Annotated in this window: 19 protein-coding genes and 2 tRNA genes; 6 read left to right on the forward strand and 15 right to left on the reverse strand. The window is 67.5% G+C overall.

From position 1 onward, the window contains the following. Nucleotides 1-159: 159 nt before the first annotated feature. The 12 genes from queD to def all read right to left on the reverse strand — a co-directional run bounded on the left by queD (nt 160) and on the right by def (nt 11086). Entirely contained in the window at nt 160-612 is a 453-nt protein-coding gene (gene queD, locus C3Y15_RS21405) for a 6-carboxytetrahydropterin synthase QueD (RefSeq protein WP_011886351.1), read from the reverse strand. A gap of 18 nt (nt 613-630) precedes the next feature. Further along, nucleotides 631-1263 (reverse strand): 7-carboxy-7-deazaguanine synthase, encoded by a 633-nt coding sequence (gene queE / locus C3Y15_RS21410; RefSeq protein ID WP_011886352.1) that lies wholly within the window; start codon nt 1261-1263, stop codon nt 631-633. Between the two features lie 75 nt (nt 1264-1338). Then, nucleotides 1339-2073, reverse strand: a complete 735-nt coding sequence (queC, locus tag C3Y15_RS21415; RefSeq protein WP_011886353.1) for a 7-cyano-7-deazaguanine synthase QueC — start codon at nt 2071-2073, stop codon at nt 1339-1341. A 351-nt stretch (nt 2074-2424) separates the two neighbouring features. Continuing rightward, a tRNA-Phe gene (locus C3Y15_RS21420) sits at nt 2425-2500 on the reverse strand. A 61-nt stretch (nt 2501-2561) separates the two neighbouring features. Next, on the reverse strand, nt 2562-3263 hold the full coding sequence (gene esaR / locus C3Y15_RS21425) for a response regulator transcription factor EsaR (protein ID WP_014723864.1): 702 nt from the start codon (nt 3261-3263) through the stop codon (nt 2562-2564). Further along, nucleotides 3264-5678 (reverse strand): sensor histidine kinase EsaS, encoded by a 2415-nt coding sequence (esaS, locus tag C3Y15_RS21430; protein WP_059463417.1) that lies wholly within the window; start codon nt 5676-5678, stop codon nt 3264-3266. It lies immediately after the preceding gene. Beyond that, entirely contained in the window at nt 5668-6258 is a 591-nt protein-coding gene (locus tag C3Y15_RS21435) for a DUF4390 domain-containing protein (protein WP_011886428.1), read from the reverse strand. Before C3Y15_RS21435 ends, esaS begins: the two co-directional genes overlap by 11 nt. Beyond that, nucleotides 6255-7643 carry a 16S rRNA (cytosine(967)-C(5))-methyltransferase RsmB gene (gene rsmB / locus C3Y15_RS21440; protein WP_034192454.1) on the reverse strand — a complete coding sequence of 463 codons (1389 nt, stop codon included), beginning with the start codon at nt 7641-7643 and terminating at the stop codon, nt 6255-6257. Before rsmB ends, C3Y15_RS21435 begins: the two co-directional genes overlap by 4 nt. A gap of 215 nt (nt 7644-7858) precedes the next feature. Next, nucleotides 7859-8716: a zinc metalloprotease HtpX gene (htpX, locus tag C3Y15_RS21445; RefSeq protein ID WP_011886430.1), complete on the reverse strand. Its 858-nt coding sequence runs from the start codon at nt 8714-8716 to the stop codon at nt 7859-7861. Nucleotides 8717-8814: 98 nt separating this feature from the next. Further along, nucleotides 8815-9456 carry a LysE family translocator gene (locus C3Y15_RS21450; protein WP_059463418.1) on the reverse strand — a complete coding sequence of 214 codons (642 nt, stop codon included), beginning with the start codon at nt 9454-9456 and terminating at the stop codon, nt 8815-8817. A gap of 110 nt (nt 9457-9566) precedes the next feature. Beyond that, on the reverse strand, nt 9567-10550 hold the full coding sequence (gene fmt / locus C3Y15_RS21455) for a methionyl-tRNA formyltransferase (RefSeq protein WP_059474633.1): 984 nt from the start codon (nt 10548-10550) through the stop codon (nt 9567-9569). 32 nt (nt 10551-10582) lie between these two features. Next, on the reverse strand, nt 10583-11086 hold the full coding sequence (def, locus tag C3Y15_RS21460; protein ID WP_011886433.1) for a peptide deformylase: 504 nt from the start codon (nt 11084-11086) through the stop codon (nt 10583-10585). 185 nt (nt 11087-11271) lie between these two features. Here def and dprA point away from each other — a divergent pair, with 185 nt between their 5' ends. The 3 genes from dprA (at nt 11272) to C3Y15_RS21475 (ending at nt 15828) form a co-directional block, all read left to right on the forward strand. Further along, on the forward strand, nt 11272-12621 hold the full coding sequence (gene dprA / locus C3Y15_RS21465; RefSeq protein WP_059474634.1) for a DNA-processing protein DprA: 1350 nt from the start codon (nt 11272-11274) through the stop codon (nt 12619-12621). Nucleotides 12622-12657: 36 nt separating this feature from the next. Further along, a complete protein-coding gene (locus tag C3Y15_RS21470) occupies nt 12658-13038 on the forward strand; it encodes a thioredoxin family protein (RefSeq protein ID WP_011886435.1) in 381 nt (126 codons plus the stop codon). Between the two features lie 192 nt (nt 13039-13230). After that, nucleotides 13231-15828: a DNA topoisomerase III gene (locus C3Y15_RS21475; protein WP_011886436.1), complete on the forward strand. Its 2598-nt coding sequence runs from the start codon at nt 13231-13233 to the stop codon at nt 15826-15828. A gap of 116 nt (nt 15829-15944) precedes the next feature. Here the strand turns inward: C3Y15_RS21475 and C3Y15_RS21480 are convergent, their stop codons facing one another. After that, complete coding sequence (locus C3Y15_RS21480) at nt 15945-16994, reverse strand: LysR family transcriptional regulator (protein ID WP_011886437.1); 1050 nt, start codon at nt 16992-16994, stop codon at nt 15945-15947. Nucleotides 16995-17394: 400 nt separating this feature from the next. On the opposite strand from C3Y15_RS21480, the gene C3Y15_RS21485 reads away from it, so the two are divergent. Further along, nucleotides 17395-18408 (forward strand): D-2-hydroxyacid dehydrogenase family protein, encoded by a 1014-nt coding sequence (locus C3Y15_RS21485; RefSeq protein ID WP_034192453.1) that lies wholly within the window; start codon nt 17395-17397, stop codon nt 18406-18408. Between the two features lie 47 nt (nt 18409-18455). Here the strand turns inward: C3Y15_RS21485 and C3Y15_RS21490 are convergent, their stop codons facing one another. Both C3Y15_RS21490 and C3Y15_RS21495 read right to left on the reverse strand, forming a co-directional pair. After that, nucleotides 18456-19322, reverse strand: a complete 867-nt coding sequence (locus C3Y15_RS21490) for a patatin-like phospholipase family protein (RefSeq protein ID WP_011886439.1) — start codon at nt 19320-19322, stop codon at nt 18456-18458. 8 nt (nt 19323-19330) lie between these two features. Then, on the reverse strand, nt 19331-19735 hold the full coding sequence (locus C3Y15_RS21495) for a PaaI family thioesterase (protein WP_011886440.1): 405 nt from the start codon (nt 19733-19735) through the stop codon (nt 19331-19333). Between the two features lie 189 nt (nt 19736-19924). On the opposite strand from C3Y15_RS21495, the gene C3Y15_RS21500 reads away from it, so the two are divergent. Together C3Y15_RS21500 and C3Y15_RS21505 are read left to right on the forward strand one after the other, a co-directional pair. Beyond that, a tRNA-Lys gene (locus C3Y15_RS21500) sits at nt 19925-20000 on the forward strand. A gap of 165 nt (nt 20001-20165) precedes the next feature. After that, nucleotides 20166-21215, forward strand: a complete 1050-nt coding sequence (locus tag C3Y15_RS21505; protein WP_059558760.1) for a DUF3592 domain-containing protein — start codon at nt 20166-20168, stop codon at nt 21213-21215. The last annotated feature ends 143 nt before the right edge of the window (nt 21216-21358 follow it).

A 21358-nucleotide genomic window follows, 5' to 3' on the forward strand; every position in this document is an offset into this window, starting at 1 on the left:
GCGAGGGGGCGGTGGGTCAGCGGGTCGACCACGTTGGCGGGTCAGCGAGTCATCGAGCTAGAGAATCAGCGAATCACCAGGCTAGCAGTTCGGCGCGCCTGCGAATCGACCAATCAACGAAATCAACGAGCCAGCGACCCACCGCGCCGCCGCCCACCGTCAACGCGACGGCTCCCGCTCGACGTCGGCCCAGCAGTTCGGCGTTTCGTACAGGCGCACGCGCTCGAGGCGCAGGTTCACGCCGTAGTGCGCGTCGTACACGTGCGCGAGGATGTCGAACGCGATCGCGGCAAGGTTCTCGACGGTCGGAATCCGGTCGAGCACGACGGTCTTGTGGTCGGCCATCTGCTCGAGGAACGAGCGCACGACCTCGTCGCGCGCGTAGACCAGGAACGCGTGATCCCACTTGTCGACGAGATGCTCGACCGCGAGCGCCTTCACGTCGGCGAAATCCATCACCATGCCGCGGTCGGGCGCGCCCTCGGTATCGACGAGATCGCCGCGCAGCGTGACTTCGAGCACGTAGCGATGACCGTGCAGGTTCCTGCACTGGCTGCGGTGATCGGGAATGCGGTGGCCCGCGTCGAATTCGAGTTTTCGGGTAATCAGCACGATGTCAAAAGCCGTCGCTCAGGGAATGTTCAGATATTTGTGGGTCTGCATCGACAGCCGCCACTGCGGATGCCGCTTGCACCAGTCGATCGCGAGCTTCGTGTTGATGTCGCGCGACGGACCGTCCATCGGCTGCACGAGAAAGTACTCGAAATCGAGCTTCGCGTAGTCGGCGAGCCGCTGGTTGTCCTGCGGAATCACGACCTTCAGCTCGTTGCCCTTCGTGACGACGAGCGGCGCGTCGGCCTTCGGGCTCACGCAGATCCAGTCGATCGTGTCGAGCACCGGCAGCGAGCCGTTGGTCTCGATCGCGATCTCGAAGCCGGCCGCGTGCAGCGCGTCGACGAGCGGCTGATCGATCTGCAGCATCGGCTCGCCGCCGGTGCAGACGACGAAGCGGTGCGCTTCGCCGTGCGGCCACAGGCCGGCGATCGTCGCGACGAGCGCGGCGGCGTCCTTGAACTTGCCGCCGTTCTCGCCGTCGGTGCCGACGAAATCCGTATCGCAGAAGCGGCACACGGCGTCCGCACGATCCTCTTCGCGGCCGGACCACAGATTGCAGCCGGCGAACCGGCAGAACACGGCCGGACGGCCCGCGTTCGCGCCCTCGCCCTGCAACGTGTAGAAAATTTCCTTGACCGCGTAAGTCATCGTGCTTCGTCCGGCTCGCGCCGCTCGTTGTCGATCAGAATCGGTTGTCCATCAAGCGCTGCCGGCGCTGCCGCCTCACAGCGGCGCTTCGGTCACCCGCTCGCCCTTCAGGTAGGCCTCGTAGCCGCGCTTGCGCAGCTTGCAGGCCGGGCATTCGCCGCAGCCGAAGCCCCAGTCGTGCAGTTCGGCGCGCTCGCCCACGTAGCACGTGTGCGTCTCGACGCGAATCAGCTCGACCAGCGCGGCGCCGCCGAGCTGTTCGGCGAGTTGCCACGTCTGCGCCTTGTCGAGCCACATCAGCGGCGTCTCCAGCACGACGCGCGTGTCCATGCCGAGGTTCAGCGCGACCTGCAGCGCCTTCATCGTGTCGTCGCGGCAGTCGGGGTAGCCCGAGAAATCGGTCTCACACATCCCGCCGACCAGCACGCGCAAGCCGCGGCGATACGCAATCGCGGCCGCGATCGTCATGAACAACAGGTTGCGGCCGGGCACGAACGTGTTCGGCAGGCCGTTCGCCGCGGTCTCGATCTCGATCGTGCGCGTCATCGCGGTGTCGCTGATCGCGCCGAGCACCGACAGGTCGATCATGTGATCGTCGCCGAGGCGGCCCGCCCACGCGGGGAAGCGGTGCTTCAGTGCGTCGCGCACGCCTTCCCGGCATTCGAGCTCGACGCGGTGGCGCTGGCCGTAATCGAAGCCGAGCGTCTCGACCGTCTGGTAGCGTTCGAGGGCCCAGGCCACGCACGTGGCCGAATCCTGGCCGCCGGAAAACAACACGAGCGCGCCGTCTTTAGCGTCTGTCCGAATCACCGTGATACTCCGTGAATGTGTAGGCTCGCGTCGCGCTGCGCCGCGGGGCCGGCTGCCGCCGGGCGGTCCGACGCGTGCCGGCCCTTGCCGGCTCGACCAGTATAGGCAGCGCGGTCGGCCGCAAACGCGGCCGTGCGCTTATACCGCCCATCGCGCGGCAGCGTTGCCGCGCGCCACGGCCGCACGTTGCGACAGCCCGGACGCGCATCGGTTAGCGATGCGCTAAGTCATTGAGCGGGCACGGATTTTATCACGTGCCGACGAATACTGCCGGGCCGGCCGCGGTGCCTGCGAAACCCCACCACAAACGAAAAACCCCAAGAATCTTCCGATTCTTGGGGTTGGAACTGCTGGTGGCCTGGGACGGAATCGAACCATCGACACGCGGATTTTCAATCCGCTGCTCTACCAACTGAGCTACCGGGCCAACGAAGAATGAAAGTATATCGAGCCCCCGATACTTGCACAAGGGTTTTCGTGAAATATTTTTATGCCGCGCCTTCCGACTGCTTCTTGCCGAGCTCGACGCCGAGCTGCTTGAGCTTGCGATACAGGTGCGTGCGCTCGAGGCCCGTCTTCTCGGCGACGCGCGTCATGCTGCCGTTCTCGCGCGCCAGATGATATTCGAAGTACGCGCGCTCGAACGCGTCGCGCGCTTCGCGCAACGGGATGTCGAACGGGATCGCGGCCATCTGGCCTGCGAGACCGAGCGCCGACGCCATGTCGTCCCCGAGCGTCGGCAGCGCGGCCGCCGACGCGATCGCCGCAGGGCCCGCGGCCTGGCCAGCGCCCGCCTTCACCGCCGCATTCACGGACACCGGCGCCGCGCCGCGCGCGAGCCCGTGCTCGACCGACTTCAGCAGCTTCTGCAACGCGATCGGCTTCTCGAGGAAATCGAGTGCGCCGATCTTCGTCGCCTCCACGGCGGTGTCGATCGTCGCGTGCCCGGACATCATGATCACCGGCATCGTCAACAGCCCTTGCGCCGCCCATTCCTTCAGCAGCGTGACGCCGTCGGTATCGGGCATCCAGATATCGAGCAGCACGAGATCGGGCGCCTGATTCAGCCGGTATTCCCGCGCAGCCTGCGCGTTCTCCGCCGCCTCGACGACATGTCCTTCGTCGCTGAGGATCTCCGAGAGCAATTCCCGGATGCCCATTTCATCATCTACCACCAGGATGGTTGCCATTTACGCTGCCTTTGTCTGCACACTTGCTTTTGTGTTGGCGGGTGCCGTCCCGCCCTGCGCGCCGGGTTCGGCGCCTGGCGCATCGCTCGCCATCTGCAGGAACAGGATCGACACCTGCGCACCCTCGACGATCTCGCCGTGCATGCGATTGCGCAGATCGATCCGTGCGCCGTGCTCGTCCACGATTTTCTTGACCATGGCCAGTCCGAGCCCCGTGCCCTTCGCCTTCGTCGTCACGTAAGGCTCGAACGCACGGGTCAGGATGCGTGCCGGAAAACCGGGCCCGTTGTCGGACACGGTCAGACGTACCGCGACGCGCGTTTTGCCCTCGGCGTCGGGATCGCCATATTCTACTGTCTTGGTTTCGATCAACACACGCGGATGCGCGACCTCCGCGACCGAATCCTGCGCGTTCTGCAGCAGGTTGTGAATCACCTGACGCAATTGCGTCGCGTCGCCGCGGATCACCGGCAGCGACGGCGCCAGCTCCGCGACGATCGCACTCTTGCCTTCGCCGACACCATACAGCCCGAGCACCTCGCTCGCCAGCTCGTTCAGCTGCAGGCTCGCGAGCACCGCGGGCGGCGTGCGCGCGTATTCGCGGAAGTCGTCGACCATCCGCTTCATCGCCGCCACCTGATTGACGATCATCGTCGCGCCACGCTTGAGCACGTCGGCATCGTGCGGCTCGAGCTTGTCGGACAGCTTCATCTGCAGCCGTTCGGCCGACAGCTGGATCGGCGTGAGCGGGTTCTTGATCTCGTGCGCGAGCCGTCGCGCGACTTCGCCCCATGCAACCGAGCGCTGCGCGGAAATCACGTCGGAGATGTCGTCGAACACGACCACGTAGCCGGAGGTCTGCGGATCGTCCGCCTCGCCCTCGACCGTCGAGACGAGGCGCGTGCCGCGCACGAGCAGCGTGAGCGGATCGGCTTCGCCCGGCACGACGACCGCGAACTGTTGCTGCCAATGGCCGCGATCGCCGCTCGCGCCGTCGGACGCCGCCTCGCGATCGGCGAACGCCTTGCGCACCATCGCGCCGAAATCCGCGACGACGCCGATCCGGTCGAGCGCGGTGCCGATCATCGAGCCGAACGGCTGCCGGAAGATCCGCTCCGCGCCGCGGTTCGCGGTCGTCAGCCGGAACTGGCGATCGAGCACGAACACGCCGGCCGTCAGGTTCGCGAGAATGCTTTCGAGATACGTCTTCGAATGCTCGAGCGCGATGCGGTTCTTCTCGACCGCCAGCCGCGCCTCGGACAGCTGGCGCGTCATCGCGTTGAACGACTGCGTGAGGAAGCCGAGCTCATCGCGCGACTTGATCTCGCGCTTCGGCGTGTAGTCGCCTTCCGTGATCTCCTTCGTGCCCTGCGCGAGCAGGAACAGCGGCCGCGCGAGCTGCTGGCCGAGCGCGAGCGCGAGCATCATCGCGATGAAGGTCGCGAGGAACAGCGCGAGCGTCAGCGTGCCGATGTACATCTTGCGCAGGCCGGTGCGGCCCAGCGACTTTTCCTGATATTCGCGATAGGCGCGCTGCACCGCGTCGGCGTTGTGCGCGAGCGTCGGCGGCACCGGCTGCGTCAGCTGCAGGAAGCGCTCCGCCGGTTGCAGCAGCGACGTCGACGCGTCGGGGATAGGCCGCACGACGCGCAGCCGCAGCGCGCCCTTCGCGCCGTGCGCGCGCGGGTCGCCGTCGACTTCCCCTTCGATCGCCGCGTACGCGCCGTGCTCGCGCGCCTGGCTCAGCATCAGCGGCGTCGGCAGGTCGTCGGGAATCAGCGCGGCGAAATTGCCCGACGCCTGCGCGACGATGTGCAGGTCGGGCGCCGCGCCCGAGCCGGCGCGGCTCGGCTCGACGATCGTCGCGTCCTGCACGCCGAACTGGTCGCGCAGGCGCAGCAGCGTGAGCGTCGTGCCGTTCGTGTTCGCATCGACGCTCGCGAGCTGATCGGACATCAGGCGCGCCTTCGTCTGCAGATCGGACAGCGACGCGTCGAGCATCCCGCGGCCGAGATTCAGGCCGGCGGTGAGCGCGGTTTCGACGTTCACGTCGAACCACGACTCGATGCTGCGCGACACGAACTGGTACGACACGATGTAGATGATGCCGCCCGGCACCACGCCGACGAGCGCGAAGAACACCGCGAGCTTCGCGAGCAGCCGCGTGCCGAACTTGCCCTTCCTCAGCCGCACGACGATCATCCCGATCAGCCCGAGCACGACCAGCAGGAACACGATCGCGACGATGATGTTCATCGCGTACAGCCACGAGTAGTAGCGGTCGAAGAACTCGGTGTTCGCGCTCGCCGCGGCGAGCAGCACGAGCAGCAGCAGCGCGGTGAGCGCGACGGTCGACACGATCACGCGAATGAGCAGGCTCTTCCCGCTGGCCGCGCGGCGCACTTTATTTAGCACGTTCGGTCACCGTGAAGTTGAAGCGCTTCCAGTCGGACACGAGCGTCCAGTCGCGGTTGTTCACCGCGTCGACCTGGAACGGCTTCGGCATCAGCGCCGTGTCGAGCTGCATGCGCACCGAGGCCGTGTAGGTTTCGCCGGCGCGCACCTGGTTGCGCTCGATCACGTGCCACGACGTGATGTGGCGCACGACCGCGAGCGCGTCCTTCAACGACGGGAAGCCGAGCTGCAGGCCGCCGGTCGACACGCGGTACTCGCGCGTGAGCGGCTGGAACGACAGGCGGATCGTCTGCGCCACCGACACCGGTTGCTCGTCGAACCAGTACCAGCGGGCGCGGCTCAGTTCGAAGTCGGTCGTGAAGTAAAGCGGGATGCCTTTGTTCACCGCATCCTCGAGGTTCGGATTCAGCTCGAAGTCGAAGCGGGCATCGAGGCTCCAGCCGCTTCCGTCAGCCTGCAGCGACGCACGCTGCACGGCGATCGACTCGGCGCGCGCCGGCCGCACGACGGTCAGGCACAGCGCCAGCGCCACCAACAGGACGGCCGCGAGCCGAAGTGGAAAAGGGTGTTTGATCGTCACCGTTTCTGAAACCGCGCGTAGAAGAATCCGTCGTGATCGGTGGTCGGGTCGAGTGCGCCGGCCGTCGCGCCGCGCACGCCGCCCGGCAGCAGTTGGCCGGGCGCGTCCAATCGTACCGCATCTTCACAGGCGGCTTCAAACCAGCGCGCCTGCAGCTCGCCTTCATCGGGGAAGATCGAGCAGGTTACGTAGAGCAGTTCGCCGCCCGGCTTCACGAGCGGCCACAACGCGCTCAGGATGCGGCGCTGCTCCGCGACGAGCGCGGCGATGTCGGCTTCGCGGCGCAGCCAGCGGATGTCGGGATGACGACGCACGATGCCCGACGCCGAGCACGGCACGTCGGCCAGAATGCGATCGAACGGGCGGCCGTCGTACCACGCTTGCGGCGCGCCCGCATCGCCGACGCGCACGTCCGCGGACAGCGACAGGCGCGCGAGATTCTCGCCGATGCGCTCGGCGCGGGCCGCATCGCTTTCGAGCGCGACGACGTCGACATCGGCCAGCTCGAGGATGTGCCCGGTCTTGCCGCCCGGCGCCGCGCAGGCGTCGAGCACGCGCATGCCGTCGCGCGCGCCGAGCCATTCGGCCGCGAGCTGCGCGCCGGCATCCTGCACCGACACGACGCCGTCGCCAAAGCCCGGAATGCGATCGACCGGCAGCGCGGACGCGAGCCGCACCGCATGACGGCCGATCGCAGTCGCGTCGATTCCGTTCGCGCGCAGCGTGTCGAGATACGCGTCGACGCTCGCGCGCCGCGCATTCACGCGCAGCGTGAGCGGCCCCTGCCGATCGCCGGCCGCGAGCACGGCCTGCCATGCATCCGGCCACGCGCGCTTCACCGCGTCGATCCACCACGGGCGGTAATTCCAGCGTGCGACCGGATCGTCCTGCAGCGCCGCGACGAGCGTATCGCGCTCGCGCTCGAAGCGCCGCAGCACCGCGTTGACCAGCCCTTTCGCGAACGCGTATTCGCGCCGTGCGCCGATCACCGTCACGGCCTGATCGACGACCGTGAAGGCCGGATACGCCGCCGCATCGGCGGGATCGAGCAGCAACGCGAGCGCGCCGGCCAGCACCGCGTGCACGTGCGCGGGCGGCGCCTTGCTGACGAGCCGGCCGATCAGCCAGTCGGCGCTGCCGAGGCGGCGCATCGTTCGATAGGCCACGTCCTGCGTCGCGCCGCGTGCGAACGCGCGGACATCGGCCGGCATCTGCGCGAACACCGTGGCGAGCGCCGCCGGCAACGCGGTGCCGCGCCGCACGGCATCGACGGCCTGCGCGGCCGCGTCGAGCGCAAAGCCCAGCGAATCGGGCGCGAGGCGCAGCGCGGACGGGCGCGCAGCGCGGCCGGAGGAAGACGGGGCGGAGGAACGGGTTCGTGTCATCGGAGCGAAATCGGCAAACGGGCGCCGCGAGCGGCGGGAACCGGGCCGCCGCGTGGGCATCGCGATTCCAAACCGCGCATTGTAGCGTGAGGCCATGCGGCCCCTTTGCGGGCGCGGCAAATGAAACACCCCGCAGCGCGAGGCATGCGGGGTGTGGGCGATGAATGAGGGGCGGCTTAGAGCCTGTTCACGCTGATAACGGGCTTGCGGGGGCCCTAATCGAAGCGGCCGGTACGCGCCATCTCCATCAAGCGCGCGATGCGCTCCTCGGTCGCCGGGTGCGTGGAAAACAGGTTCTGCAGGCCGCCGCCGTGCAGCGGATTCATGATCATCATCTGCGCGGTGGCCGGATGCGCTTCGGCCGCCTGGAACGGAATGCCCGCCGCATAGCGATGAATCTTGTCGAGCGCGGTGGCGAGCGCCTGCGGATCGCCGGAAATCTGCGCGCCGCCGCGATCGGCCTCGAACTCGCGCGCCCGTGAGATCGCCATCTGGATCAGCGCACCGGCGATCGGCGCGAGCAGCGCAACCGCAATCCCCGCGATCGGATTGGCCGGCCGGCCGTTTTCGTCACGGCCGCCGAAGAACATCGCGAAGTTGGCCAGCGCCGAGATCGCGCCGGCCATCGTCGCCGTGATCGTCGAGATCAGGATGTCGCGGTGCTTCACGTGCGCGAGCTCGTGCGCCATCACGCCGCGCATTTCGCGCTCGGACAGCACGCGCAGGATGCCCGTCGTCGCGGCGACCGCCGCGTGCTCGGGGTTGCGGCCCGTGGCGAACGCGTTCGGCGCATCCTCGTTGATCAGGTAGACGCGCGGCATCGGCAGGTTGGCGCGCGTGGCGAGCTCGCGGACCATCCGGTAGAACTGCGGCGCCGTGGCCTCGTCGACTTCCTGCGCGTTGTACATGCGCAGCACCATCTTGTCGGAGAACCAGTACGAGAAGAAATTCATGCCGAGCGCGAACAGCAGCGCGATCGTCATGCCACGCGAGCCGCCGATCATCCCGCCGATCACGATGAACAGGGCCGTGATCGCGGCCATCAGCATCGCCGTTTTGACCCAATTGAACATACCCACTCCTTATCCGTCAGGGGACCCGCCGCACCGTCACGGGCGGCGGAAAATTGTAAGCGATTTGTTAGATAAGGTCGCGCCGGAAAAATTCAATCTCAGCGTTGCGCGGCCGCGAGCCGCAGCCCGAGGCCGACGAACGCGCTGCCGACCGTGCGGTCGAGCCACTTCTTGACGCCCGGCTTGCCGGAAAAGCGTTGCGTGACACCGCCGGCGATCCACACGACGATGCACGACCAGACGGTGCTCATCACGACGAACACCGAGCCCAGCGCGAGGAACGCGAGCGCCTTGTGCGGGCTGCCCGCCGACACGAACTGCGGGAAGAACGACACGAAGAACAGCACGACCTTCGGGTTCAGCACGTTGGTCCAGAAACCCTGCATGAACAGCTGACGCAGCGGCTTCGCGGCGATGGGCTGCGCGGCGGCGGCAGGAGCCGGCGCACCGTCCTGCTTCGCGATGATCATGCGCACGCCGAGGTAGATCAGGTACGCGGCGCCGGCGAGCTTGATCGCCGTGAACGCGGCGGCCGACGCGGCGAGCAGCGCGGTCAGCCCGAATGCGCATGCGAGCGTGTGCACACAGGCGCCGGCCGAGATGCCGAGCGCCGACATCAGCCCCGCGCCGCGGCCCTGCGCGATGCTGCGGCCGACGATGTACGCGGTGTCGGGGCCAGGCGTGATGTTGAGCAGGAAAACCGCGAGTACGAAAAAGCCGAAGTGGGTGATGCCGAACATGGGAGCCTCGTAACCGGGAAACGCACGGGAATTCTACGCGCGCCCGCCGTGCGGCGCGACTCGGCCATCCGGCCGATTGCGCCCGGCCGGCATCCCGTGTCGAATGATGCTCAGGCGGCGTCGGGCAATGCGAAACGCTGGCCCGCGGCGAGCGGCGAGCCGGCCAGGAATTCGCGCGCCGGCAAGCGCTTGCCGCCCGGCTTCTGCAGTTGCGTCACGCGCAGCGCGCCCGCGCCGCAGGCGACGATCACCCCTTCCGGGGCGGCTTCGACGATCGTGCCGGGCGCCGCATCGCCACGCGCGGCCACGGGCTCGGCGGCCCACAGCTTGATCGCGGCGCCGTCGAGCGTCGCGACGCCGCCCGGGAACGGGTCGAACGCACGCACCTGGCGCGCGAGCACGTCGGCCGGCTTGCGCCAGTCGAGCGCCGCTTCGTGCTTGCCGATTTTTTCCGCGTACGTCACGCCGTCGGTCGGCTGCGGCGTCGCGGGCAGCGCGCCGTCGCGCTCGAGCCGCTCGAGTGCGGCGACGATCAGCCGTGCGCCGTCGGCGGCGAGCCGGTCGTGCAGCGTCGCGGTCGTGTCGTCGGGCGCGATCGCGATGCGCGCCTCGTCGATCATCGCACCGGTATCGAGGCCGACGTCCATCTGCATCAGCGTGACGCCCGTTTCGGCGTCCCCGGCTTCGATCGCGCGATGAATCGGCGCCGCGCCGCGCCAGCGCGGCAGCAGCGACGCGTGAATGTTGATGCAGCCGGCGCGCGGAATGTCGAGCACCTCCTGCGGCAGCAGCAGGCCGTAAGCGGCCACCACCATCACGTCGTGCGGCGTCGCGCGCAGCAGCTCGATCGCCTCGGCGGCCTCGGCGGGGAACTTGCCGGCGCGGCGCAGCGACGGCGGCTGCGCGACGGGCATGCCGTGCTCGACGGCGTAGCGCTTCACCGCGCTCGCCTGCAGTTTCATTCCGCGCCCGGCAGGACGATCGGGCTGGGTGAGCACGAGCGGCACCGGAAAACCGGCCTCGTGGATCGCGGCGAGTGCGGCCGCGGCGAATTCCGGCGTGCCGGCAAAAATCACGCGCAACGTATGGGTCATGACAGCGTTCGAGAGGGCTTGGCGCGCACGCGTTACATCGCGCGTTCGAGTTTCTTCATCTTCGTCTTGATACGGGTCTGCTTCAGCGGCGACAGGTATTCGACGAACACGCGGCCCATCAGATGGTCCATCTCGTGCTGCACGCACACCGCCAGCAGGCCTTCGCAGTCGAGCTCGAACGGCTCGCCGCGCTCGTTGAGTGCGCGCACGCGCACATGGTCCGGGCGCTCGACTTCGTCGTAGATGCCGGGCACCGACAGGCAGCCTTCCTCGTACACCTGCTTCGCGTCGCTCGACCAGACGATCTCCGGATTGATGAACGCGCGCAGCTCGTTCTTTTCTTCGGAGACGTCGATCACGATCACGCGCTCGTGCACGTCGACCTGCGTCGCCGCGAGGCCGATGCCGGGCGCCGCGTACATGGTTTCGGCCATGTCGGCGACGAGCTTGCGGATGCGGTCGTCGACCTTGTCGACGGGCTTGGCGACCTTGTGCAGTCGCTTGTCGGGGTAATGAAGAATGTTCAGCAAAGCCATGGTGTTCGGTATTCGGGTGGGCGGCGTGCCCTATCGGCCATCCGGCCGAGTGGCGCCATTGCCGGGATGCAATGAAGATGAGGCGAACGCACGGCATATCAATGCCGCGCGTCATGCCTCCTGCAACTGGCCGGACGCCCGTGCGCGCGGCCCCGTCGAGTATTTCGGATGATGAAAATTTTATCATGGCGCCACGCGCCGCGCTGGCCGTCGCATTCGGGCGCAATCTCATGTCGCCGCAAGCGCTGACCGCGACCATGCTGCGCGCATGGCTGCAACTCGCGCATGCGCCCGGCATCGCGCCGGCGGTGCTGCGCGTGTTGCTCGACGCATTCGGCACGCCCGCGGCGCTGCTGCACGCGTCGGACGCGGCCATTGCCGAGCACACGAGCCCGGCCGCCGCGCGGGCCGTGCACGCGAGCGAGCGGGACGACCTCGACGCGCGCACCGACGCCGCGCTCGCGTGGCTCGACGCGCCGGGCAACGCGATCGTCACGCTCACCGATCCGGCCTACCCGCCGCGGCTGCGCGACCTGCACGATCCGCCGCCGCTGCTATATGTAAAGGGCCGGGTCGACCTGCTGCACGCGCGCAGCATCGCCGTGGTGGGCAGCCGCCACGCGACGCCGCAGGGCCTCGCCGATGCGACGCGTTTCGCGCAGGTGCTGTCCGACGCCGGCCTGGCGATCGCGTCGGGCCTCGCGCTCGGCATCGACGGCGCCGCGCATCGCGGCGGCCTCGACGGCCGCTCGGGCACGATCGCGGTCATCGCGACCGGCGCCGATCTCGTCTATCCGGCGCGTCACCGCATGCTCGCGCATGAGATCGCCGCGCACGGCGTGATCGTCTCGGAATGGCCGCTCGGCACGCCCGCGCGCGCGTCGCATTTCCCGCAGCGCAACCGGCTGATCGCCGCGCTCGCGGTCGGCACGCTGGTGGTCGAAGCCGCCCCGCGCTCGGGCTCGCTGATCACCGCAAGGCTCGCGAACGAACTCGGCCGCGACGTGTTCGCGATGCCCGGCTCGATTCACGCACCGCTCGCCCAGGGTTGCCACGCGCTGATCCGCGACGGTGCAAAGCTCACCGCCACACCGCTCGACGTGCTCGAGGAGTACGGGCTCGGGGAACCTGCGACGCAGGCCGGCGGCGCGGCGGCCGATGCGGGTTCCTGCTCCAACCGCCACGATGCATCTGCCGCCGCCGCGCCTCGCGCGGGCGAGCGCCGCACTGGAGCAGCGGCATCTTCCGGCACCGACACCGACACCGCAGCCGATGCCAGCTCCACGCCGCCACGAACCGCATGCGTGCCCGCGAACGATCCAGCCGAACGAGCCGTGCTCGCCGCATTGGGATACGGCCCCGTCACATACGAATGGCTCGCCGAGCACAGCGACCTGCCGGACGACGTGCTGCACCGCGCGCTGCTCGCGCTGGAGCTGGCCGGACGCGTCGCCAGCGTGGCCGGCGGACGCTTCGCGCGGCTTGATTTGGCGCCCACCCCACCGCCGTCCGGCGTGCTACAGTCCCCGGCATAGGGGCGGCCGCGCCGCCGACGATATCGAAGGAATTCCATGCCCGCGCTGAATCTCGACACCGATGCAGATCGGATCGCCGAGCGCCTCGCCGATCCCGACACGCTGCTGGTCGCCTGCCTGTGCGCCGAGTGGTGCGGCACCTGCCGCGACTACCGCACGGCCTTCGACCAGCTCGCCGACGCTCATCCGGACGCCTGCTTCGCGTGGATCGACATCGAAACCCATGCCGACCAGCTCGACGACCTCGACGTCGAAAACTTCCCGACGATCCTGATCGAGGATGCGCACACCGCGCGCTTCTTCGGCACGGTGCTGCCGCACGCGGCGATCGTCGAGCGGATGCTGTCCGACCTGAGCGCGGTGCCCGGCGCGCCGCACGCACCGAAATTGCGCAATATCCTGAACGTCGAGGCCTGAGCGGGCGTCCGTCCGGCCCCGCCGCACGCCGCGACGCGTGCTGCCGGGCCAGGCGCTTGCCGCCGCTGCAGCCCCCCTCTATGATGGGCCGCTTTTTTACACGCCAACCCGCCGTCGCTGCGGCGTGTGCTATAAAGCCGTCGTAAAAGGGTCCCCACACCGGCGAACCCGGTCTACCAACACACACCTGTCATGTCCAAAGCACTGATCATTGCGGAAAAGCCTTCTGTCGCGAACGACATCGCGCGCGCTTTGGGCGGCTTTACCAAGCATGACGAATACTACGAGAGCGACGAATTCGTGCTCTCGTCCGCAGTCGGCCATCTGCTGGAAATCGCCGCCCCGGAAGAGTACGAGGTCAAGCGCGGGAAATGGAGTTTCGCTCATCTCCCCGTCATCCCCCCGCATTTCGACCTGAACCCGATCGCAAAAAGCGAATCGCGACTGAAAGTCCTGACCAAGCTGATGAAGCGCAAGGACGTCGATCGCCTGATCAACGCATGCGACGCGGGGCGCGAGGGCGAGCTGATTTTCCGCCTGATCGTGCAGCACGCGAAGGCGAAGCAGCCGGTCCAGCGCCTGTGGCTCCAATCGATGACGCCGCAGGCGATCCGCGACGGTTTCGCGCACCTGCGCAGCGACAACGACATGCAGCCGCTCGCCGATGCCGCACGTTGCCGCTCGGAAGCCGACTGGCTCGTGGGCATCAACGGCACGCGCGCGATGACCGCGTTCAACAGCAAGGGCGGCGGCTTCTTCCTGACGACCGTCGGTCGCGTTCAGACGCCAACGCTGTCGATCGTCGTCGAACGTGAAGAGAAAATCCGCCGATTCGTCCCGCGCGATTATTGGGAAGTGCGCGCCGAATTCGCGTGCGCGGCCGGTTTCTACGAAGGCAAGTGGTTCGATCCGAAGTTCAAGCGCGACGAGTTCGATCCGGAAAAGCGCGACTCGCGCCTCTGGAGCCTGCCGGCCGCCGAAACGATCGTCGCCGCGTGTCGCGACCAGATCGGCACGGTCAGCGAGGAATCGAAGCCGTCGACGCAACTGTCGCCGCTGCTGTTCGACCTGACCAGCCTGCAGCGCGAGGCGAACGGCCGTTTCGGCTTTTCCGCGAAGAACACGCTGGGCCTCGCGCAGGCGCTGTATGAAAAGCACAAGGTGCTGACCTACCCGCGTACCGACGCGCGCGCGCTGCCGGAAGACTATCTGGCGACGGTGCAGTCCACGCTCGAGATGCTCAAGGAGAGCCACAACTACCTGCCGCACGCGAAGCAGGTGCTCGACAAGGGCTGGGTGAAGCCGAACAAGCGGATCTTCGACAACTCGAAGATCAGCGATCACTTCGCAATCATCCCGACGCTGCAGGCGCCGAAGTCGCTGTCCGAGCCGGAACAGAAGCTGTACGACCTCGTCGTGAAGCGCTTCCTCGCGGTGTTCTTCCCCGCGGCCGAGTTCCGCGTCACGACGCGGATCACCGAAGTTGCCGGCCATCACTTCAAGACCGAAGGCAAGGTGCTGGTCGAGCCGGGCTGGCTGCAGGTGTACGGTCGCGACGCCGAAGGCGCGGACGCGAACCTCGTGCAGGTGCAGAAGGACGAGAAGGTGAAGACCGACGAGATCGCGGCGGTCGCGCTCGTCACGAAGCCGCCCGCACGCTACTCGGAAGCGACGCTGCTGTCCGCGATGGAAGGCGCGGGCAAGCTCGTCGAGGACGACGAGCTGCGCGAGGCGATGGCCGCGAAGGGCCTCGGCACGCCGGCCACGCGCGCGGCGATCATCGAAGGCCTGCTCGGCGAGAAATACCTGGTGCGCGAAGGCCGCGAGCTGATCCCGACCGCGAAGGCATTCCAGCTGATGACGCTGCTGCGCGGGCTCGGCGTGAAAGAGCTGACCGCGCCCGAGCTCACCGGCGAATGGGAATACAAGCTGTCGCAGATGGAGCGCGGCAACCTCGGCCGCGACGCGTTCATGCAGGAAATCGCCCGCATGACGCAACAGATCGTCAAGCGCGCGAAGGAATACGACTCCGACACGATCCCGGGCGACTACGCGACGCTCGAGACGCCGTGCCCGAACTGCGGCGGTCAGGTGAAGGAGAACTACCGCCGCTTCGCCTGCACGAAGTGCGAGTTCTCGATCTCGAAGATTCCGGGCAGCCGGCAGTTCGAGATCGCGGAAGTCGAGGAGCTGCTGCGCGAGAAGACCATCGGGCCGCTGTCCGGTTTCCGCAGCAAGATGGGGCGGCCGTTCTCGGCGATCCTCAAGCTGTCGTTCGACGATGAAACGAAGAACTACAAGCTCGAGTTCGATTTCGGCCAGGACCAGGGCGGCGACGAGGGCGAAGCGCCCGACTTCTCCGCGCAGGAGCCGGTCGGCGCGTGCCCGAAGTGCAACGGCCGCGTGTTCGAGCACGGGATGAGCTATGTGTGCGAGCACTCGGTCGCGAACCCGAAGACCTGCGACTTCCGCTCGGGCAAGGTGATCCTCCAGCAGGAAATCACGCGCGAGCAGATGGCGAAGCTGCTGGCCGACGGCCGCACCGATCTGCTGCCGAACTTCAAGTCGTCGCGCACGGGCCGCAATTTCAAGGCATTCCTCGTGAAACAGCCGGACGGCAAGATCGGCTTCGAGTTCGAGAAGAAGGAGCCGAAGGCCGCCGCCGCGAAGAAGACGGCAAAATCGGCGACGAAGGATGCAGAAACCGTCACCGAAGGCGCCGACGAGAAACCGGCACCGGCTCGCAAGACCGCCGCCCGCAAGACGACGGCGCGCAAGACGGGCTCGTAACGGCGCGACCGCCGCAGCCGCCCGCTGCGGCACGCATCGACAAAAAAACGCGGATCGATTGCTCGATCCGCGTTTTTTATTTGCGTCGGCGCTGTGGGCCGCCGGCCGCGCCGCCGTTACAGCGGCGACGGCACCGCGGCTCGCCCGCGCGGCGCGCGCGCAAGCCGCGGCTGCAGGTTGGGGTCGGTCGACTCGGCCGGGTCGGCGCGCATTTCGACACCGATCGGCGCGGACGACGTACCTTGGGCCGCCCACTGCTCGCCGATCACCGCATCGGTGGCGCGGCTGAAATATTCGACGAGATGGTCGATGAACGTGCGCACCTTTGCCGGCAGATGGCGCCGGCTCGGGTACGCGATGTTGATCTCGACCTGCGGCAGCCGGAAATCCGGCAGCAGCCGCACCAGCGCGCCGCGCGCGATGTCGCTGCCGATCAGGTAGCTCGGCAGGATCGCAACGCCCATCCCGAGCAGCGCGAACTGGCGCAGCATCGCGGTGTTGTTCGCGACGATCACGTTGGTCGGGCGCACGCGCACTTCGCCGTCCGGGCCGGTGAACACGCGCTCGTCGCCCCAGTATTCGGTCGGCAGGCTCAGCGCCGGGTGCTCGGCGAGCTGTTCCGGGTGGGTCGGCACGCCGTGCTTCTCGAGGTAGCTCGGCGTCGCGCAGACGGTCATGCAGCCGGTGGTCAGCCGGCGCGTGACGATGCTCGCGCTGCGCATCTGCCGCGTGACGACGATGCCGACGTCGAACCCCTCCTCGACGAGATCGACCTGGCGGTCCACCAGCGTAAGGTCCGGCACGACTTTCGGAAAATTCTCGGTGTACGACTGCAGCACGGGCGCGAGGTTGTGCAGCCCGAACACGACGGGCGCGACGATCCGCAACGTGCCGACCGGCTCGTGATTGCGCGCGACCACCATCTGCTCGACATCTTCGAGCTCGTCGAGAATCTGTCGCGCGCGCTCGAGATAGACCTGCCCCGACTCCGTCAGCGAAAGGCTGCGTGTCGTACGGTTCAGCAGGCGCGTGCCGAGCCGGCCTTCCAGATCGGCGACATGACGCGTCGCGACCGCATTGGAGATGTCCATTGCGCTCGCCGCCCGGGCGAAACTGCCGAGATCCGCAACCTTGACGAACACGCGCATCGACTGCAAATGATCCATAACGACTCCTGCCGCTGTTACAACTTCAAAAAGTTGAAGCAAATGCGTAATTCTCCTACGACAGCGGAAATGATGCAGAGTTGCTCAACAACTGCCGCGTTGACGATAAAAATGGGCAAAAATCCTCACCGATTGCGAATGGATGATCCAATTATTCTGATCTCGACAACAATTAGGTGAACGTCGTCCGCGAAACGGGCCGAATCAGAAAGGACATGTCTGATGCGACACAGCAGCGCACCCTGCTGCGACCGACGCCGATTGCGGCGGAGCGTAACAACCTGTTAAAAAGACCCCATGCCGTGTGCCGGCGTAGCATCATGTCGGCCCCGGCCGGGCGGCACGGGCGCGCCCCGCGCGCCGCGGCCGCTGCTTTCAACGCGCGACTTCCCTGCTGAACATGAAAATTGCCATCCTCGACGACTACCAGGACGCCGTCCGCAAGCTGAATTGCTTCGAGATGCTCGCCGAGCACGACGTGAAGGTCTTCAACAATACGGTGCGCGGCCTGGGGCAACTCGCGAGCCGGCTGGCGGAAGTCGAGGCGCTCGTGCTGATTCGCGAACGCACGCCGATTTCGTCGCAACTGCTCGCAAAACTGCCGAATCTGCGGATGATCAGCCAGACCGGCCGCATCTCCAGCCACATCGACCTCGAAGCGTGTACCGATCGCGGCATCGCGGTGCTCGAAGGCACGGGCTCGCCGGTGGCGCCGGCCGAACTGACGTGGGCGCTCGTGATGGCCGCCCAGCGCCGCATTCCGCAATACGTCGCCAACCTCAAGCAAGGTGCGTGGCAGCAGTCGGGCCTGAAGACGTCGGCGCTGCCGCCGAACTTCGGGCTCGGCCAGGTGCTGCGCGGCCAGACGCTCGGCATCTGGGGCTACGGAAAGATCGGCCGGCTGGTCGCCGGCTACGGCAAGGCGTTCGGGATGAACGTGCTGATCTGGGGCCGCGAGCACTCGCTCGAGGCCGCGCGCGCCGACGGCTACACGGCCGCCGACAGCCGCGAGGCGCTGTTCGAGCAGAGCGACGTGCTGTCGCTGCACCTGCGGCTGCACGACGACACGCGCGGGATCGTCAAGCAGGAAGACCTGTTGCGGATGAAGCCGACGTCGCTGCTCGTCAACACGAGCCGCGCCGAGCTGCTCGAGGAAAATGCGCTCGTCAACGCGCTGTCGCACAACCGGCCGGGGATGGTCGCGATCGACGTGTTCGAGAGCGAGCCGATCCTGCAGGGCTACAGCCTGCTGCGGATGGAGAACGTGATCTGCACGCCGCACATCGGCTACGTCGAACGTGAGAGCTACGAGCTGTATTTCAGCGCGGCGTTCAGGAACATTCTCGCGTTCGACCAGGGCGACCTGTCGAGCGTCGTCAATCCGGAAGCGCTGACGCCGCGCCGCGCGCGCTGACCGGCACCGCCGCGCCCGCGGCGCGGCTTCTCTGTCCGATCATGGCTTCAGGCGGCCACGCGGCCGCCGGTCATCGCGCTGACGCGCGTGAGGAAATGCTCGCCGTCGCGGCGCCCGAGGTCGTACGCGTGCCGCATCTGCGACGGGCTCGTGTAATCCCAGCTCGAAATCGGCACCTTGCTCGACGGTTGTATATAGAGCCGCCGCTGGTCGCCGTGCGCGACCGTGAACATCTGCGGGCGCGGATACAGCCTCGTGACGAGCACCAGCACGTCGCCCGGCGACGTGTCGAGTGCGCCCACCGGCACGTTGTCGACCATCCCGCCGTCGAGCACCGGCCGGCCGTCGCGCCGCAGCACGGGCGTGAACGGCGGCGTGCACGACGACTGCAGGATCAGGTCAGCGAGATCGTCGACCGTCGCGCACGCCTGTGCGCGCACGAATTCGGGGCGAAAGCCGAGCGCGCGCCCGAGCGTCGGGTGCAGCGTCTTGCGCACGTATTTCTCGATGTTGTACGCGACGAGGCCCGCGGCCACCGCACTGCGCGCGCCGAGCCAGCGCGGCACGTGCGACACGCCGATACGGATCTCCGGGGCGTCCGCGAGCCGCGCGAACGGCTCGCCGTAGATGTCGAGCAGCGCCTGCCGATAGATCCGATAGTGCGGAAACACCGGCTCGCGGCGGAACAGGTTGCCCCAGTACGCGTTCTTGCGGTTGTGGCGCAGCGCTTGCTCGTAATAGCGCATCACCCACGCGGCGTCGCGTGTATACAGCATGCAGGCCGTGGCCGCACCGGCCGAGATGCCGGCGATCACGCGCGGGCGCAGCGCCAGCGCCGGCTGCGCGACGTCCCAGAAGCCGGCTTGCCACCAACAGCGGTTACCGCCGCCCGCGAACACGATCTGGTCGAACATCGCGCCGCTCAGCTGACCAGCGCGTAGGTCGACGTTGCGTGCACGGCCATCTTGCCGTCCTCGTCGAACAGCTCGACTTCGCCGAACACGAGGTTGCGGCCCATTCGCAGCACGCGCGCGGTGACCAGCACGTCGCCCTTGCGCACCGGACGCATGAAATTCGTGTTCAGCGAGACGGTGGTCATCGGCCGGAACTCGCCGAGCGCGGCCGAGATCGCGACCACCATCGCGGTGTCGGCGGCGGCGGTGAAGACCTGGCCGCAGATGATGCCGCCCGAATGGCGGAATTCGCCGGAAAACGGCAGACGCATCGTGACGCTGTCGTCGCCGATCGACACGGGAACCAGGCCGAGCGAGCGGACCCACGGGGCCAGCAGGCGGTCCAGCAATTCGCGGACTGCGTTTTCGTCCATCTTCGAATGTCCAGAGAATGTTGCGCGACCACCGCGCAACAGATGGACGTCATCATACCGGGAGCGGGCCAACTGCGATCACTTGGCAGCGCGCCGGCAGCCGCACGCACGGTGACGAAATATTTTGGGGAAATTTGCAGAAAGGGCTTGCCAAGGATGAAATACCCGTGCATAATCTTTCTTCTGTTGGGGGCGTTAGCTCAGTTGGTAGAGCAGCGGACTCTTAATCCGTAGGTCGAGTGTTCGAGTCACTCACGCCCCACCAGGAATTCAAAAGGCCGGTCAGCGCAAGCTGACCGGCCTTTTTCCATTCCGGCCGCCCATCGGCCTCTCCGCGCGCCCCGCCGCAGTACCTTTCCGTTAGAATCGTCCGACAAAAATCACATAACCGGCACGACGATCGCCGCATCGCGGCCGGCACTGAGAGAGCATGGGACGTCAGACATGGAAGCATGTGAACCAGACGCGACCATTGAGAGGGCATGGTCACGCACAAATCGGCGCGCGGGTCGAAGCGCGCTATCCACCCGATCGCATCCGCCCCCGTTACATGACGCACGTCGCGGATCCGGTCATGCTGCGTAAGGACGCGCTCGTTGCATTCGCGCTCGGAATCGCGCTGCTCGTGATCGCAGCGGCGCTCGCCGTTACCGCGAGCCGCGCGACCGGCGGGCTGCTCCGCGCATCGGGCACCATCGTGCGCATCGTGCAGGACAGCGACGCGATGCGCGCTTATCGCCCGATCGTCGCGTATCTCGCGAGCGACGGCCGCCGACGCGAAGTCGCCGGCGACACCGCGTCGGCCGTCCCGGCCTACGACATCGGCGAGAACGTCGACGTGCTGGTCGATCCCGCCCATCCGAACCGCCCCGCGCTGATCGACGATTTTGCGCAACGCTGGTCGCCGGTCGCGGTGCCGGCGCTGCTCGCGGTCGTGTCGCTCGCGATCGGCTGCGTGCTGTACGTGGACGAGCGCCGCAATCGCCGCCCCGGCGCCCCGTTCGCCGCATCGGCCCGGGACGCCGCGCGGCGGCGATGGAACATCGCGATCGTGCTGATTCCGCTCGCGCTCGGCACCGCGTTCATGGCCGGCGCCGGCGCTGCCGGCTTGCGCCAGTGGCAGGCCGCCCGCCATTACGCGCATTCGACCGGCCACGTCGTCGAGATCGCCGAACCCGCGGGCGCGTCCCGCAACCGCGCGTCGCTCGATTCCGTCAGCGTCGCGTTCACGACCGACAGCGGCCGCGCGGTGACCTTCGAGCAAAGCTCGGCCTCCCCGCATCCGCGGCTGTACGAAGGCGAACGCGTCAACGTGCTGTACGACCCCGTCGCGCCCGAACGCGCGATCATCGACCAGTTCTGGGACCGGTGGAGCGTGACCGCAATTCTGTTCGCGATCGGCGCACCGTTGTTCGTCGCCGGGCTGGTCGCGGCCAGCGCGCTGTGGCCCGAACCGCGACTGCACGAAATCGTCGAATGACGGATGGGGCGCGCCGCACGCTTCACCGCAGCCTGAATGCCTCCACCTTTGCGCGGTTGCCGCATGTGCGCATGTCGCATCAGCGGCGGCCGGCGCCGCGGCCGCGATCGATGAAGAACCACTCGCAGCGGGCGCATTGGCGC

Source organism: Burkholderia sp. B10 (assembly GCF_004368385.1).
In the GTDB taxonomy this organism is placed as follows: domain Bacteria; phylum Pseudomonadota; class Gammaproteobacteria; order Burkholderiales; family Burkholderiaceae; genus Burkholderia; species Burkholderia vietnamiensis.